This window comes from Ruegeria sp. YTSC325, assembly GCF_059609525.1.
This window is the reverse complement of sequence record NZ_JBXWLY010000007.1, coordinates 107,408-122,642: the sequence shown is the minus strand read 5'-3', so window position 1 is coordinate 122,642 and position 15,235 is coordinate 107,408. Positions and strand designations below refer to the sequence as shown.

Genomic DNA, 15,235 nt, shown 5'->3' with positions numbered 1-15,235 from the left:
CGACTATGCTCTGGGGAGAGGGTAGTCATCACGAAGGTTAGACACTTGAAACTCATCGACCTAGCCAGGATCGAACAGGAAGAAAGGTCTGCGGCGGACATTATCAATGCCGTTTGCAACGAACTTGGCTTTGATTACGCATCCTATGCAACTTTCAACCCCGTCAAAGGGGATGTTCAGGGCTATGCAAATTACCCCGACGAATGGAAGATCCACTACGGAAGCCAAGGGTTTCATCACTTCGATCCAACTTTGTACCAATCCATGCTTAGCATCGCACCGGTGGACTGGAGTCGTTTTAGCCAAGATGAAAAGTTTCACACGGTTTTCAAAGACGCCCACGACTTTGGAATTACCCCGAGGGGGCTGACCGTTCCGGTCCGGGGTCCCTATGGCGAATGTGGCTTGCTGAACGTGACCCGCAACTGCTCGGATGAGGAATGGGAAAGACTGAAGCGACACGTTATGGGAGACCTGCAGTTGGCGGCAGTCCAGGCGCATGACACCGTCATGCAGTCCGGGCTTTTGGCAAAAGCCCTGTATCTGCCAACCCTGTCCACGCGTGAGAAAGAGATTTTGCAATGGGTGGCGGAAGGGAAGTCGCAACAGGACATCGGCGATATTCTTTCGATCTCGCACCGCACAGTTGAAGTTCACGTTAGGTCCGGCCGCGAGAAACTCGGGGCTTTGACCACGCCACAGGCGATTGGTCGCGCCATAGGACTTGGAATAATCGCCCCTGGTTAACCAAAAAACCGCTTCTCTACGGGAAACCCCCAATAGTCTCAGATCATAACTTGGTTAATTTTCCATTCACGGTAACCAATCTGTAGGGGGATGGAAATGATCATCGTGATTGATGGTATAAACCAACATAAATTCAAAGACGTCTTGGACGAAATGTATCAACTGCGCGCGCGCGTTTTCGGCGACCGCTTGGGATGGGATGTGAACATCCGCGACGGTCGGGAAGTCGACAAATTTGATACGCTTAATCCTGCACACGTGGTCAGCCTAAACGACGAGGGGGACGTCGTAGGCTGCATGCGGTTGCTGCAGACCACGGGGCCACATATGCTGGCAGACGTGTTTAACTCGATCCTGGACGGCGAACCGCCTCTGCGCAGCGCGCAAGTTTGGGAAGCAACCCGTTTTTGCGTCGACACAAAGAAACTGGGGCGTGGCAGGGGCGAAAATTCGGTCTCGTACGTAACCAGCGAGGTCATGATAGGGTCGTTCGAATACGCAAAGATGGCAGGAGTGCTGGATTCGATCGCTGTGATTGATCCTGTCATGAACCGGGTTCTGCAACGGTCTGGTAACGCTCCGTATGACTATTTAGGCTCTGCCAAACCAATGGGCAAAGTTGTTGCCATGGCCGCACTTATGGATTGCTCGGACGAAAGGATTTCCGGAATTCGGAAATATGCAGGAATCGCGCACGATGTGTTTCTAAGCGACGAACAAGCACGCACGTTGTTCGACAAGACCAAAGCGGCACCCAAGGCTGCAAACTACGACCGTAAGCCGCTCAATCAGCTCGAAAAGTACTTTGTGGAACAAATGGGTGCAGCCACCTCGAAAGACGAAGTTGACGCTGTTCTGAGGCTGATTGAAGAACTTTCGGATAAGTTTACGCCAGAGCAGAAGTTCGCTCTGCTGAGTACCCCCCGCGCTTTCGCTCATGAGGCCTGACCCCCTCACCTCATAGCGCAAGCCACTCAAGCGGAGCCGTTGTTTCCAGACGGCTCCGCATTTTATCTTGCTCGCCCGAAAGGGGCGAAAGAGAATTATTCCTCTTCCAAAGCCTCGACAGCTTTCTGCAGGTCGTCTTTGCTGACGTCCTTGTCGGTGACCTGAGCCAGCTCGACAATATAGTCGATGACCTTGTCCTCAAAAATCGGGGCACGCAGTTGCTGCTGCATCTGAGCGTTCTGCTGCACGAACTCAAAGAACTGACGTTCCTGACCCGGGTACTGACGTGCCTGGTTCATGATCGCCTGAGTCATCTCCGCATCGGTGACTTCAACTTCGGCTTTCTGCCCCAGCTCGGCCAACAGCAGGCCCAAACGCACGCGGCGCTCGGCCAATGTGTTGTGCTCGTCGGTGGGTTCGATCGGATCGTGGTCATGACCTTCAACGTCCGGGTTTTCTTCGTGCCACAGCTGGTGTGCGATCTGTTTGGCTTCCGCCTCAACCAACGACGGCGGCAAGTCGAACGAGACTTTCTCGTCCAGCGCATCCAGCAGGGCACGCTTCATGACTGCGCGCGAAGCGCCGGCATATTCGGCTTCCAAACGCTCGGCGATCTGGCCCTTCAGGGCTTCCAGGTCCTCAGCGCCAAACTTGGTGGCCAGCTCGTCGTTCACTTCTGCAGCGACGGGTTCTTTCACCTCTTTCACGGTGCAGGTGAAAACAGCGTCTTTGCCGGCCAGATGCTCGGCACCGTATTCGGCCGGGAAGGTGACGTTCACGTCTTTTTCTTCTTCGGCTTTAACGCCAACCAGCTGCTCTTCGAAACCGGGAATGAAGCTGTTTGAGCCCAGAACCAACGGGTAGTCTTCGGCCGAGCCACCTTCGAATTCTTCGCCGTCAACCTTGCCGACAAAGTCGAATACGATCTGGTCGCCATCCTTGGCTTTCGAGCCTTTACGGCGCGCTTTGAAATCCTGCGCGGTTTCGGCCAGGTTGTTCAGCGCCTCTTCGATGGCTGCGTCATCGGCTTTGACGACCAGTTTTTCCAGCTCGACTGATTTCAGGTCAACCTCGGGGATCGCGGGCAGAGCCTCATAGGACATTTCGACATGGACGTCGTCGCCTTCTTTCCAGTCCTCGTTGGTCATCTTGACCTCGGGCTGCAGGGCCGGACGATCGCCGCTGTCTTCAAAATGCTTGTTCATCGCACCGTCGATGCTTTCCTGCATCGCTTCACCCAGCAGACGCTGGCCGAACTGCTTTTTCAGCAGCGCCATCGGCACCTTGCCTTTGCGAAAACCCTTCATTTCGACTTCTGGCTGCGCTTCAACCAGTTTCTCATTCACTTTGTCGTCCAGCTCGGCGGCGGATACGACAATGTTATAGCCGCGTTTCAGACCTTCGTTCAGCGTCTCGGTAACCTGCATTATGGTAGTCCCCATAGGATTCGGGGCGCGCAAAACGGCGCGCCGGGCAAATTTGACGCCTTCTATTTGCCCAGTCCCCCGCGTGCAAGAGGCAACTGCCCGATCAGCCTTGTTTTGACCGTCTTTTGTCTAAAATTGTTGGTGACTAGGTTCCCGCGACGCGGAAGAGACAGACAGCAACACAAGCCTGCCTCCAAAGCGCGATCAGGCTTCGATCTGTTTTAAAACAGCAGGCAACTGCTCGGGCAAATCCTCGGCGATCAGACCCGGACCAAAGTTGCGCGCGCATTCCACATGCAGCCAAGCGCCCGTTTCCGCCGCCTGCATCGGACTGAACCCGCGCGCCGAAAGGCCCGTGATGAACCCTGCCAGAACATCCCCCGACCCGGCCGTGGCCAACCACGGTGCCGCACGATCATAGACAGCGGCATTGATCGAACATCGCCCATCCGGCGCGGCAATCACCGTGTCTGGCCCCTTGAACAGAATGACACACCCCGCCCGCTTGGCGGCTTCGCGCGTGGCGTCCACCTTGGAATAGGCCGGGCCTTTGGTTGGCGCAGCCGCCAATTTCTCGGCAATATCCGGGAACAGGCGCGCAAATTCGCCCCCATGCGGGGTCAGAACGCAATTCTCGTGCAACTGCCCAAACAGGGCCGCCGGATCATCTGCAAACGCCGTCAGAGCATCCGCATCCAGCACGGTCGCCCGCTTGGCGAGCAACGCAACCGGCACCAGTTCGCGCGCCCGCTCCAACCCCATTCCCGGCCCAAGACACAGCGCATTCAACCGCTCGTCGCCCAGCACATCCGCAAACCCCTCGGCCCCATCAACCCGTTGCACCATGAGGGCCGTCACCTGCGCCGCCACCTCCATCTGAGCCGAGCCCGGCACCCCAAGCGTCACCAACCCAGCCCCAATCCGCAAAGCGCCCCGCGCCGCCAACCGCGCAGCACCAGTTTTCGCAGCGCCGCCTGAGAGGATCAGGGCGTGACCGTGGGAGTATTTATGCTCGTAAAGCTTTTTGAAGAGATACTGTGGCAAGTTGCTTTGATCTGCTTCCGTACACAGCACCCGAACCAGTTTTTCCTGATCGTGGAGCTTAACCAAAGCACTTCGGGCCGCTGAATCAGGCTTTTCCAGTGACGGCAGCCCAATGCCAGCCACAACAGTCTTTCCACAATATCGTGGACCATCCGCGATTAGATGACCAATCTTTCTAGTATGAAATGAAACGGTCAAATCAGCCGAAATTGCAGAGCCTATCGCCCGACCGCTGTCTGCGCACAATCCACTCGGTGTGTCTACGGACACAACCCGAACACCTTTCTCTGTTAGCAAAGTTTTCACCGCCTCTTGAGACAAAAGGCTAAACGCCCCCCCAAAAGGACGAGTCAAACCGGTTCCAAACAAGCTATCGACAATCAGGTCCAAATGATCCGGGAAAGGCAGATACTCATCCACCAAGGGTGGTGGATCAATCTTTCGAGCTTTGACAGCCCCCAACTCCATCCACCGCTCATAATTCACTCGCGCATCCGGCGGCAGCTTCTCAGCATCCCCGTACAGAAACACCTCAAGGTTCCACCCTAACGCATGCAGCAGACGCGCAACAACAAACCCATCACCGCCATTGTTCCCCGGCCCGCACAACACCACGGCGCGCGGTGGATCCCCTTCATCTGGCCTCAAATACCTCGGGGAGCTCGAGGGGCTGGCCCCTCGATCCTTGTACTCGGGCCACTCCTCATAAATCGCGTCGACAACGCCCTGCCCGGCCCGCTCCATTAGCTCCAGTCCGGTCACCTCACCAGACTCAATCGCGGCCTGTTCGATGGCCCGCATCTGAGCAGCCGTCAGCAGTTCCGTCATCTCAAAATTCCCAGTCGATTCAATTTCGATTACTTTTTGTGCAACCTGATTAAAATTTAAACCTAAGCCTATTTTCCCAGCGGCCAAACGGGACCAAATTCGCAATCCGATTGCCGCCCGATCTTAGACGTGGTCACTGCGATCCTGACAAGAGTTAAAGGGAGCCCGGGATGAAGAAGATCGAAGCGATCATCAAACCGTTCAAACTCGATGAGGTAAAAGAGGCACTGCAGGACGTTGGCGTCCAGGGTCTCAGCGTGATCGAGGTTAAAGGGTTTGGTCGCCAGAAAGGCCACACCGAACTGTACCGCGGTGCGGAATACGTGGTCGACTTTCTGCCCAAAGTGAAGGTCGAAGTCGTTTTGGACGACGATCAGGTCGATGCTGCCATCGACGCCATCGTCTCGGCCGCTAAGACCGACAAAATCGGCGACGGCAAGATCTTTGTGTCGCCCGTTGAGCAAGCCATTCGCATCCGGACCGGTGAAACCGGCTCGGAAGCGCTGTAATCGAACACTCCAATCAGAGGAAAATAGAGTATGAGCAAGGACGCAGTTCTTCAGCTGATCCGTGATGAAGACGCAGAATACGTCGACATCCGCTTCACCGACCCGCGCGGCAAGCTTCAGCACGTCACCATCATGTCGGACCAGGTTGACGAAGACTTCCTGGAAGAAGGCTTCATGTTCGACGGCTCGTCGATCGCTGGCTGGAAGTCGATCGAAGCATCCGACATGAAACTGATGCCCGACACCGAAAGCGCTTATGTCGATCCGTTCTACGCAGAAAAGACCATCTGCCTGCACTGCTCGATCGTTGAGCCCGACACCGGCGAAGCCTATGAGCGTGACCCACGCGGCACCGCCCAGAAAGCCGAAGCCTACCTGAAAGCATCGGGTATTGGTGACGTTGCCTACATGGGCCCCGAGGCAGAATTCTTCCTGTTTGACGATGTCCGCTTCTCGAACAGCATCAACAAGGTATCCTACGAAGTTGATGCGACTGACGCGTCGTGGAACACCGACACCGAGTACGAGATGGGCAACATGGGCCACCGTCCGGGCGTTAAGGGCGGCTACTTCCCCGTGAACCCCGTTGACGAAGCGCAAGACCTGCGCTCGGAAATGCTGTCGACCATGAAGCGTCTGGGCATGAAAGTGGACAAGCACCACCACGAGGTTGCGTCCTGCCAGCACGAGCTGGGCCTGATCTTTGACAGCCTGACCAAGCAGGCCGACGAGCTGCAGAAGTACAAGTACGTCATCCACAACGTTGCACATGCCTACGGCAAATCGGCCACCTTCATGCCGAAGCCGATCGCAGGTGACAACGGCACCGGTATGCACGTGAACATGTCGATCTGGAAAGACGGCAAACCTCTGTTCGCTGGCGACAAGTACGCTGACCTGTCGGACGAAGCGATCTACTTCATTGGCGGCATCCTGAAGCACGCCAAGACCCTGAACGCCTTCACCAACCCCTCGACCAACAGCTACAAGCGCCTGATCCCGGGTTTCGAAGCACCTGTTCTGCGCGCCTATTCGGCCCGTAACCGTTCGGGTTGTGTCCGTATTCCGTGGACCGAAAGCCCGAAAGCCAAGCGCGTCGAGGCCCGCTTCCCCGACCCAGCCGCGAACCCCTACCTGGCGTTTGCTGCTCTGCTGATGGCTGGTCTGGACGGCATCAAGAACAAGATCGATCCGGGCGAAGCTATGGACAAGAACCTGTACGATCTGCCGGCCGAAGAACTGGCCGACATCCCGACCGTATGTGGTTCGCTGCGTGAAGCGCTGGAAGCTCTGGCCTCCGATCACGACTTCCTGCTGCAAGGCGACGTGTTCACCAAAGACCAGATCGATGGCTACATCGCGCTGAAGATGGAAGAGGTCGAAACCTACGAGCACACACCGCACCCTGTAGAATACGGCATGTACTACAGCTGCTGATCCAAGAATTTTCGATGAAAATTCTTTCAAGGGCGTCCAACCGGGCGCCCTTGTCTCATTCCGGGTGATCTTCCACACTAACGATTAGGAGGAGATCGCATGGACACCGAATTCACCAACTTCGTGACCACACCCGAAGAACTGGAACGGATCACCGGCGCGCCCCTGCCCCAGATCATCGCCAAAGAACTGCCGGCACTTGACCAGATGTGCCGCGACTTCATCGCGACCTCGCCGTTCTGCCTGATCGCCTCGGCCAATCCGGACGAGCATCTGGATGTATCCCCGCGTGGGGATCCATGTGGCTTTGTTCAGGTGCTGTCGGACAACTTGATCGCCATCCCTGACCGCCCCGGCAACAAACGGGTGGATACCTTTCACAACATCCTGAAAGACCCACGCGCCAGTGTTATCTTCTTCGTGCCAGGAAAGATGGAGACGCTGCGTATCCGAGGAACTGCCCAAATATGCGCTGATCCAAAACTACTGGCCTCGATGACTGTGCAAGCCCGACCGCCCAAACTTGCACTTCTGATTAAGGTGCAAACTGTTTTTGCGCACTGCCCTAAATGCGTGATCCGCGCGAACCTGTGGAGCCCCGAGGACTGGCCGGACTCGTCCAACCTTCCGAACATGAACGCCATGATGGTCAAACATGCCAAGATCAACAAAACGCCGGATGAGTGGTTTGAGGCCCTCAAGCACAGCGGAGAGTTGGACCTGTACTAAGCCCTTTGCCAGACCAAAGACGCATCGTAAGGTTGGGGTGTGTATTTTGGGATTATTATGATGTTGCGCTTGGCAATTGCTCTGACCGTTTTCCTTCCTACAGCTGGGCTTGCTGCCCAATGCGGAAACACCAGCGCCGGGTTTGAAGCCTGGAAAAAGGACTTCTCACGACAGGCAAAACGTGCTGGCGTCAAGAAAAAGGGGCTTCAGGCATTGGCCCAAACGACCTATGCCACCCGAACAATTGCCGCAGACCGCAATCAAAAAAGCTTTAAGTACTCGTTAGACAAATTCATGCAAGTGCGCGGAACAGATACAATCGTCGCGCAAGGGCGCAAACGAAAAGCACGAAACCCTCAGTTTTACGCCGCTCTCGAACGGCAATACGGAGTGCCCGCAGGTGTACTTATTGCCATCCATGGGATGGAAACGGGCTTTGGTGGTTTTATGGGCGACAGTCAGGTTGTATCGGCTATCACCACGCTGGCCTATGATTGTCGTCGGTCCGAGTTCTTTATTCCCCACGCAATTGGTGCCCTAAAACTGGTCGATCAAGGCAGCATTACGACAGCTACCAAGGGCGCGAAACATGGCGAATTGGGGCACACACAGTTTCTACCCGGCAATGCGTTGACCTATGGAGTCGACGCAACAGGTGACGGTAACGTCGACTTTTACAACATGACTGACGCGCTGGCATCGACAGCCAACTTTTTGCGCAAAAAGGGTTGGAAACCGGGGCGCGGCTACCAACCGGGGCAGCCGAACTTTGCGGTCATCCAGCAATGGAATGCCGCCACCGTGTACCAACAATCGATCGCGATAATGGCCGCCCGAATCGACGGCTGACCCTGGCCACATTTCCGCGCAACTGCCCCACATTTTGGTCACATTCTTGCCATGAACATTAAACGGCCCCCAAAATGCCTAGGTTTCCTGAGCGTAATCAATCTTTGCAATTTGTGATTTTTTTCCATTACCGCCCAAATCTGCCCTATTTTCCTTGCTAGGCTGTATTTCAACACAACATGCGGCAGAGGAATGCGCAGTGACTCCGAAGAACAGCTATCATGGTGGCCTGCAGTTTGACGGCGAGACCGATGGCGCGATCGAGCGTTTCAGCGCGATTGTGGCTGCGACTTTGGAAGATTATGGCCATCTGGTAGAGCGTAAAAGCGTTCTCGATTCCACCGAAGCCAGCATCGTTTGTAGCCAGTATCTTGTGCGGCTGACACTGGACACTCAGGTGCCAGCAAGCGAGACGCGGATCGAACGTGTGGACCGCGCGGCCGGATTGAAAACGATTAAACGCCCCGCCGTGACCTTGCCGCAAAATCGACTGACAATAACTGTGTCTCCCGTCTCAGAATTGCTGGATGACACCGAAATCTCAGAACTAATGCTGGTGGTGATCCTGTATCGCATGGTCGACATTTGCGCGACCAAACGGGTCGAGTGGCTATCGCCCAACACGGTTCTGACCATCGAACAATTCATGAGTGCATTTGACACTCTGCCCCCCGCTAAAAAAAAGCGGACTAGAAAGCAAGTTTTCGAGGCAGTTTCTGGCCCATTTGCGGAGCTGGACACTATTGAGGAAGACCCACTGGACGAGCCACAAAAAAAGGCGCCGCCTCCGGCAGCCCGGCCGATCCAGTTGTCGGATGAGCAGTTGCTCAGCATCGCTTTTCGGACAGAACCTATCGAGCAGCCAATAGATCGGGAGGACACGCCCCCCCTCGACCACGAACAACCAAGTGACATCCTGCGACTGACCAGTTGGGGACTAACCGGTGCCGTGGCCAGTGTGTCTGTCCCGATCGCGGCCTCAATGGCCGCTGTGAACCTGATAAGGGGCGAAGACTTTCGCCTGAACACCCAGGTACTTGCCTATTCCGTAACGATCTCTGCTCTCAGCACAAGCGGGGCTTTCGCGGGCGTTGCCAACGCTTTGGGCATGTAACTCACAAAACAAGACCCTCCTAGGAGGCCCCGCCATCAGGCGGGGTTTTCTATTTTGCGCAGACGCTCTGCTGCCAAAACGTATGTGTGGATCGAAAATATGACTGCCTGCGATTTGGGAAGACGCAGCAGGGTTTGGCGCTCGCTTCGTAAGTAAGGTGCAGTACCGAGGTCCTTGATGTGGCGTTGTTCTTGAGCACTGCGCGGCTGGTACAACTCGGCGTTGTCGTACCACAAAGCATTATAACGCCACAGTGGTCGGCCGGGTTGAATTCCATCAAACAGGCGTTGCACGCGGCGCGCAACGTTTTCGTCATATCTGTCCACTGGCAGGTGGATGTCGATCAACGGACGCATGAATTTCTCGGACAATCGCCAACTGGCCGGAAAGCACAGGATTGCACCGGTCAGAACGTGCTCTTCGCCCCGCTTTAGCAGGATGCAAATATCCTCTTGCACCAAATTGCAAAGAGTCTCCAACGGGTGTTTGCGATCAATGCAAACCTCTTGCCCATCCGGTCGAATGACAGTGCCAGAACACCCCGGATAAGCGTGGTGAAGCACCAGATCCAACACTTCTTGCGCGGCAGGCTCGGCGGCGGGATCCAGCGCCAAAACGTCAGCGCGACGATCACGTAGCAACGCCCCTCGATGTTGCATCTGTGCGGCGAAGGCATCATCACGATGCAGCCACGTCTCCATGCTGGCAGGTTGGATGCCCGGCAGGGGCCTTTCCGAAAGAGGGTCGTACGGGATCGAGCTTTGCAAAATCGTCATGAGGTCGACTTACCACCACGCCATTCTGTTGTCGGTCAAAAAGCGACGGGCCGACCGTCGCAAAATATCAAGACGACAGCGCAATGATTCTCCACGCTTAATAAATAGGCAGGGAGGGCCGCCATGAACACTCACTACCGCGATGGTCGAAAGATCGACCCGACAAAGGGCGCGACCCTTGGCGACGGTACGCCAAACGACTTGGACCGGATTGAGATAGGCCCAACACAACTGGCCTTTGCCGAATGGGAGGCCGCTGGCCTGACCCTGCCCAATCTGGCATCAATGCGCGAATATCGATGGAAACGTCTGACCCAAGCTGTCGTTGATCGTGGTTACGGCGGCTTGCTGATGTTTGACCCGCTCAACATCCGCTATGCGACCGACAGCACAAACATGCAGCTGTGGAACACACATAACCCGTTTCGTGCCGTGCTGCTCTGTGCGGACGGCTACATGGTGATCTGGGACTACAAGAATTCTCCGTTTCTTTCGACTTTCAACCCCTTGGTACGCGAACAGCGCTCGGGCGCGGATCTGTTCTATTTCGACCGTGGCGACAAGGTGGATGTGGCGGCAGATGTGTTCTCGAACGAAGTACGCGCCCTGATCGAAGAACATAGTGGTGGCAACATGCGGCTGGCTGTCGACAAAATCATGTTGCACGGGCTGCGCGCTTTGGAAGCGCAAGGGTTCGAGATCATGGAAGGCGAAGAGGTCACCGAAAAAACCCGCTCCATCAAAGGACCGGATGAGATTCTGGCGATGCGCTGCGCGAACCACGCTTGCGAAACAGCCGTCGCCGAGATGGAGAAATTTGCCCGTGCCAATGTGGGCGACGGCAAGACGTCCGAGGACGACATCTGGGCTATTCTTCACGCTGAAAATATCCGGCGCGGCGGCGAATGGATCGAAACCCGACTGCTGGCCTCGGGGCAGCGTACGAATCCTTGGTTTCAGGAATGTGGCCCGCGCATTACGCAAGCCAACGAGATCATCGCCTTCGACACGGATCTTATCGGCTCGTACGGGATTTGCATCGATATTTCACGCACATGGTGGATCGGTGATCAAAAACCGCGACCCGACATGATCTATGCCATGCAGCACGCCCATGAGCATATCATGACCAATATGGAGATGCTGAAACCCGGCGTCATGATCCCAGAACTGACCGCCAACAGTCATCGGCTGGACGACAAGTTTCAGGCGCAGAAATATGGTTGCCTGATGCATGGGGTGGGGCTGTGTGACGAATGGCCTCTGGTCGCTTATCCGGACAAGGCAGTGCCGGGCGCGTATGATTACCCTCTTGAGCCCGGCATGGTCCTTTGCGTCGAAGCCGCCGTCGGCGAAGTGGGCGGGGACTTCTCGATCAAACTGGAAGATCAGGTTCTCATCACCGAAGACGGGTATGAGAACCTTTCGACCTATCCCTTTGATGCCCAATTGATGGGGCTCGTTTGTTTGACCTTTTAATCCGGCCAGGTCGAACGCTTGACGTTACCATGCCAGTCCTCGGCCATCACTGCGCTGGCCGAGTGCGTGTTCGGCCAGTTCTGACCGGCTGAAAAACCGATAACCCCCGCCAACGCGATAACGATCAGAATGTCTGGGCGCGGTGTTGCGCCACGGGGTGCGGAAGTGACATGTGCCATGATTGCCTCCTTGGCTGCTTTGCTTCACAAGCCCAAGATGGGGAAGGTTCTTCCTTTAATAAAACGAATATTTGAAAGTCTATTCATCACAATCGGTGATTCTTCAACTTCTCTGCTTTAACTGCCATGATCTATAGGGGCGATCTTTCCTCACCTTCCCGTGACGGCCACGACAAATGGGTTGAGCGACCCCAAGTAAGCCCACAGTATTAAGGCAACTCGCGACGTAAGGAACTGCCATGCCCACCGAACGTATTACTTTTGCCGGTCACGACGGCAACCAACTTGCTGCGCGCTTTGACCTGCCGGACGGTCCGGTTCTGGCCACCGCTTTGTTTGCACACTGTTTTACCTGTTCCAAAGACATCCCTGCAGCCCGCAGGATCGCTGCGCGTCTGGCTGGGATGGGTATTGCTGTTCTGCGCTTCGACTTCACCGGGCTGGGCCATTCCGATGGCGAGTTTGCCAACACCACGTTCTCATCCAATGTCGAGGACTTGATCGCGGCGTCGCAATACTTAGCAAGGCGCGACATGCCACCGTCTCTGCTGATCGGACATTCGCTGGGCGGCGCCGCTGTTCTGCGCGCGCGCGCAGGAATTCCCAGCGTTAAGGCCGTAGTTACGCTGGGTGCGCCTGCCGATCCGGGCCATGTATCGCACCATTTCCAAGCAGCGCTGCCCGAGATCGAACAAGAAGGCTCGGCCGAGGTGACATTGGGTGGGCGACCCTTCCGCATTGGCAAGGCGTTTGTTGACGATATCTCGGAATCCGCAATGACGCCGGCCATCAAAGAGCTGAAGGCCGCGCTGCTGATCTTGCACGCTCCACTGGACGAAACGGTCAGCATCGACAACGCCAGCAAGATTTTCCTGACTGCCAAGCATCCCAAAAGCTTTGTCACGCTGGACGACGCCGACCACTTGATCACCCGCGCCTCAGACGCTGAATATGCTGCGGACGTTATCGCAGCCTGGGTGACGCGCTGTGTCGCGCTCCACCCGCCTGCCCCACCGCCCGGCGCGCCCGAAGGCATCGTCCGCGTGACCGAGGCTGATCCGAATGGCTTTTTGCAGGATATTCAGTCCGGCCCCCGACACCACGCAATCGCGGATGAACCCGCGTCCTATGGCGGCACTGACCGCGGCATGTCGCCCTACGGTTTCGTGTCTTCAGGTTTGGGGGCCTGCACCTCGATGACAATACGGATGTATGCGCGTCGTAAACGGTGGCCCTTGACGGGTATCACGGTCGATGTCTGTCACAACAAGGTCCACGCACAGGACGCCGGATTGATAGGCGACGGCAAAGTCGATCTGTTCCGGCGCAAAATCCGGTTGGAAGGCCCACTGGATCAGGAACAACGCGCAAGGTTGCTAGAGATTGCCGACAAGTGCCCCGTTCACAGGACACTTGAAGGAACGGCTCAGATCACCACCGAATTGCTGGCTTGACGCCCGTTACCGTCGCGGCGACGGGCGATGAATCGGTGGGCGCGCGGTTGGCGGTCGCGCGACCGGCGGGCGCGGTCGGGCCGGCGGTTTCGCAACCGGCGGACGGGGCCGCGCGGGTGGTTTACCAATTGGCGGCACGGGTCGCGCAGGGGGGCGCCCCTCTGGCGGTCTTGGACGAACAGGGCGATCAACATCAATATCGACGTCGACATCGTGATAATAGTCGTTCCATAGCAGCGAGTCATAAAACGGGTCATACCCGTAGCCGACACCTACGGTGACTCCGTCGCAGGCCGAGAGCGTGAAACTGGCGGCGCCCAGGCTCAGCGCCAGAAAGGTTCTTCTGATCAGTTTACTGGTCATGTCCACTCTCCTCACCGCGCTGCCCGGAACGAGTCGAACACCGCGTTCAGGTCGTCCACGTAAGCCGGATCCGCGCCGTCGCGCAGAACAGCGACAGCAACGGCCACACGGTCACGCGGCAGATCGATTACCGTTGCGGTAAAGTTGACCCCCCGTCCTTCACGGGTTCCGGTGCCACGGATAACTTGTGCCGGCAGCCCGCCGATCCGCGTCGAGACGGTATCGGATACAACCGGGGACTTAACCAGAAACTTGTCAATGTCCTGCAAATACCGCAGCCCGCCATCTATAGAGGCGACCCCGGCCGGGGATACGAACCCGATCCAGACCGTATCATCGGTCACAGGCCGGACGCCCATCACCCGCGCGACAGCACGCGGATCACCCAGTTCGGTATCCTCGATCTCGCGCGGGCCACCGGTGCGGACCGCCCAAAAGTCGGGCACAGAAAAGCTGAACAGCGCGCGCCCGTTATCGGTATACGTGACCGGCGTTTCGGCCAAGGCCGGAACAGCGCTTAGCCATATCGCCGCAAAAGCAGAGCTCAATCGCAAAAACATATCCAAATAACCTATTGTTTCTTTTAACGTAGACTGACCTGTGATCTTCGGGTTTGTCCAGTCTTGGCACAACAAAAAACCCGCGCCAGGATTGCTCCTAGCGCGGGTCGTAAATGTGAGTTGCGCTGAAAATCAGGCGCGGGCGTCGCCCACCAGCTTCCACAAAGCGGGGATCAACAGGGCTGCAAGCGCCAGTTTAACCGCATCGCCCACCAGGAACGGAGTCATACCCCACTCCAGAATCGGTTGGTCCCAGCCATAAAGCTGACCCAGCCACAGCAGGCCCGGAACGTAGATCAGGACGTTCGCCAGAACCAGCGCCAGCGCCAGCTTTCCGACCGAACGGTCCCAACCGCGTGCTGCCAAAGCGCCCAACAGAACGGTCGCCATCAGATAGCCGACAAGGTAGCCGCCAGTGCCACCCATCATGTAGGTCAGGCCAAATTTCTCGGCCGACGATCCCGCGAATACATCAAAGCCCAACGCACCAATCAGCAGATAGCCCAGCATGGTCACAAGACCCAGACGCGCGCCATATGCGGTGCCGATGCTCAGCACTGCAAAAGTGCCCATTGTCATCGGTACCGGAAACATCGGTACTTTGATTTTCGCGGCAACGGCCAGAGCAACGATGCCCAGCGCGACCAGAACCACTTGCTTGACGCGCAGTGCTGTGCCCTCACGCGGGCCAATCGCGTTGGCCAGTACGTTTGCATTCATCTTCACTTCTCCCCAATTCGGATCGGAATTCCGCAACAGCAATGCCCAATCCGGGCGATCACTTCAAGGTGA

16 protein-coding genes are annotated in these 15,235 nt (G+C 56.6%); 9 read left to right on the top strand and 7 right to left on the bottom strand.

The features are described 5' to 3' along the window. Positions 1-45 precede the first annotated feature (45 nt). Both AC2FF7_RS12090 and AC2FF7_RS12085 read left to right on the top strand, forming a co-directional pair. Positions 46-747: a helix-turn-helix transcriptional regulator gene (locus AC2FF7_RS12090; RefSeq protein ID WP_170354529.1), complete on the top strand. Its 702-nt coding sequence runs from the start codon at positions 46-48 to the stop codon at positions 745-747. A gap of 96 nt (positions 748-843) precedes the next feature. Next, positions 844-1,695 carry an acyl-homoserine-lactone synthase gene (locus AC2FF7_RS12085; protein WP_480865800.1) on the top strand — a complete coding sequence of 284 codons (852 nt, stop codon included), beginning with the start codon at positions 844-846 and terminating at the stop codon, positions 1,693-1,695. A gap of 95 nt (positions 1,696-1,790) precedes the next feature. Here AC2FF7_RS12085 and tig read toward each other — a convergent pair whose 3' ends face one another. Next, complete coding sequence (gene tig / locus AC2FF7_RS12080) at positions 1,791-3,122, bottom strand: trigger factor (protein WP_170752995.1); 1,332 nt, start codon at positions 3,120-3,122, stop codon at positions 1,791-1,793. A 204-nt stretch (positions 3,123-3,326) separates the two neighbouring features. Next, positions 3,327-4,994, bottom strand: coding sequence for an NAD(P)H-hydrate dehydratase (locus AC2FF7_RS12075; protein ID WP_480865801.1), 1,668 nt, complete (start codon positions 4,992-4,994; stop codon positions 3,327-3,329). Between the two features lie 170 nt (positions 4,995-5,164). Here AC2FF7_RS12075 and AC2FF7_RS12070 point away from each other — a divergent pair, with 170 nt between their 5' ends. The 5 genes from AC2FF7_RS12070 (at position 5,165) to AC2FF7_RS12050 (ending at position 9,632) form a co-directional block, all read left to right on the top strand. Next, positions 5,165-5,503 carry a P-II family nitrogen regulator gene (locus AC2FF7_RS12070; RefSeq protein WP_170354532.1) on the top strand — a complete coding sequence of 113 codons (339 nt, stop codon included), beginning with the start codon at positions 5,165-5,167 and terminating at the stop codon, positions 5,501-5,503. 30 nt (positions 5,504-5,533) lie between these two features. Continuing rightward, entirely contained in the window at positions 5,534-6,940 is a 1,407-nt protein-coding gene (glnA, locus tag AC2FF7_RS12065) for a type I glutamate--ammonia ligase (RefSeq protein ID WP_170354533.1), read from the top strand. 99 nt (positions 6,941-7,039) lie between these two features. Then, positions 7,040-7,669: an MSMEG_1061 family FMN-dependent PPOX-type flavoprotein gene (locus AC2FF7_RS12060; RefSeq protein WP_480865803.1), complete on the top strand. Its 630-nt coding sequence runs from the start codon at positions 7,040-7,042 to the stop codon at positions 7,667-7,669. Positions 7,670-7,726: 57 nt separating this feature from the next. Continuing rightward, positions 7,727-8,518, top strand: coding sequence for a lytic murein transglycosylase (locus AC2FF7_RS12055; protein WP_480865805.1), 792 nt, complete (start codon positions 7,727-7,729; stop codon positions 8,516-8,518). A gap of 199 nt (positions 8,519-8,717) precedes the next feature. After that, positions 8,718-9,632 carry a hypothetical protein gene (locus AC2FF7_RS12050; RefSeq protein WP_496905684.1) on the top strand — a complete coding sequence of 305 codons (915 nt, stop codon included), beginning with the start codon at positions 8,718-8,720 and terminating at the stop codon, positions 9,630-9,632. A gap of 35 nt (positions 9,633-9,667) precedes the next feature. Here AC2FF7_RS12050 and AC2FF7_RS12045 read toward each other — a convergent pair whose 3' ends face one another. Next, positions 9,668-10,408, bottom strand: coding sequence for a heme-dependent oxidative N-demethylase family protein (locus AC2FF7_RS12045; RefSeq protein ID WP_480865809.1), 741 nt, complete (start codon positions 10,406-10,408; stop codon positions 9,668-9,670). 123 nt (positions 10,409-10,531) lie between these two features. Between AC2FF7_RS12045 and dddP the strand changes: the two genes are divergently transcribed. Beyond that, entirely contained in the window at positions 10,532-11,887 is a 1,356-nt protein-coding gene (dddP, locus tag AC2FF7_RS12040) for a dimethylsulfonioproprionate lyase DddP (RefSeq protein ID WP_480865811.1), read from the top strand. On the opposite strand, the gene AC2FF7_RS12035 is transcribed toward dddP, so the two are convergent. Continuing rightward, positions 11,884-12,066, bottom strand: coding sequence for a hypothetical protein (locus AC2FF7_RS12035; protein ID WP_170752544.1), 183 nt, complete (start codon positions 12,064-12,066; stop codon positions 11,884-11,886). The two genes, dddP and AC2FF7_RS12035, sit on opposite strands and share 4 nt — an antisense overlap. Before the next feature lie 239 nt (positions 12,067-12,305). On the opposite strand from AC2FF7_RS12035, the gene AC2FF7_RS12030 reads away from it, so the two are divergent. Continuing rightward, a complete protein-coding gene (locus AC2FF7_RS12030) occupies positions 12,306-13,520 on the top strand; it encodes a bifunctional alpha/beta hydrolase/OsmC family protein (RefSeq protein WP_496905683.1) in 1,215 nt (404 codons plus the stop codon). 6 nt (positions 13,521-13,526) lie between these two features. Here the strand turns inward: AC2FF7_RS12030 and AC2FF7_RS12025 are convergent, their stop codons facing one another. The 3 genes from AC2FF7_RS12025 to AC2FF7_RS12015 form a co-directional block, all read right to left on the bottom strand. After that, positions 13,527-13,883 (bottom strand): hypothetical protein, encoded by a 357-nt coding sequence (locus AC2FF7_RS12025; RefSeq protein WP_170354539.1) that lies wholly within the window; start codon positions 13,881-13,883, stop codon positions 13,527-13,529. Between the two features lie 11 nt (positions 13,884-13,894). Beyond that, positions 13,895-14,443: a hypothetical protein gene (locus AC2FF7_RS12020; protein WP_480865814.1), complete on the bottom strand. Its 549-nt coding sequence runs from the start codon at positions 14,441-14,443 to the stop codon at positions 13,895-13,897. Positions 14,444-14,575: 132 nt separating this feature from the next. Next, complete coding sequence (locus AC2FF7_RS12015) at positions 14,576-15,163, bottom strand: biotin transporter BioY (protein WP_170354541.1); 588 nt, start codon at positions 15,161-15,163, stop codon at positions 14,576-14,578. Positions 15,164-15,235: the final 72 nt, after the last annotated feature.

Bases quoted from the DNA above. Each gene is read 5' to 3' on its own strand.
- AC2FF7_RS12085 (WP_480865800.1), top strand. From the start codon at position 844: ATGATCATCGTGATTGATGGTATAAACCAACATAAATTCAAAGACGTC.
- tig (WP_170752995.1), bottom strand. From the start codon at position 3,122: ATGCAGGTTACCGAGACGCTGAACGAAGGTCTGAAACGCGGCTATAAC.
- AC2FF7_RS12075 (WP_480865801.1), bottom strand. From the start codon at position 4,994: ATGACGGAACTGCTGACGGCTGCTCAGATGCGGGCCATCGAACAGGCC.
- AC2FF7_RS12070 (WP_170354532.1), top strand. From the start codon at position 5,165: ATGAAGAAGATCGAAGCGATCATCAAACCGTTCAAACTCGATGAGGTA.
- glnA (WP_170354533.1), top strand. From the start codon at position 5,534: ATGAGCAAGGACGCAGTTCTTCAGCTGATCCGTGATGAAGACGCAGAA.
- AC2FF7_RS12060 (WP_480865803.1), top strand. From the start codon at position 7,040: ATGGACACCGAATTCACCAACTTCGTGACCACACCCGAAGAACTGGAA.
- AC2FF7_RS12055 (WP_480865805.1), top strand. From the start codon at position 7,727: ATGATGTTGCGCTTGGCAATTGCTCTGACCGTTTTCCTTCCTACAGCT.
- AC2FF7_RS12045 (WP_480865809.1), bottom strand. From the start codon at position 10,408: ATGACGATTTTGCAAAGCTCGATCCCGTACGACCCTCTTTCGGAAAGG.
- dddP (WP_480865811.1), top strand. From the start codon at position 10,532: ATGAACACTCACTACCGCGATGGTCGAAAGATCGACCCGACAAAGGGC.
- AC2FF7_RS12035 (WP_170752544.1), bottom strand. From the start codon at position 12,066: ATGGCACATGTCACTTCCGCACCCCGTGGCGCAACACCGCGCCCAGAC.
- AC2FF7_RS12030 (WP_496905683.1), top strand. From the start codon at position 12,306: ATGCCCACCGAACGTATTACTTTTGCCGGTCACGACGGCAACCAACTT.
- AC2FF7_RS12025 (WP_170354539.1), bottom strand. From the start codon at position 13,883: ATGACCAGTAAACTGATCAGAAGAACCTTTCTGGCGCTGAGCCTGGGC.
- AC2FF7_RS12020 (WP_480865814.1), bottom strand. From the start codon at position 14,443: ATGTTTTTGCGATTGAGCTCTGCTTTTGCGGCGATATGGCTAAGCGCT.
- AC2FF7_RS12015 (WP_170354541.1), bottom strand. From the start codon at position 15,163: ATGAATGCAAACGTACTGGCCAACGCGATTGGCCCGCGTGAGGGCACA.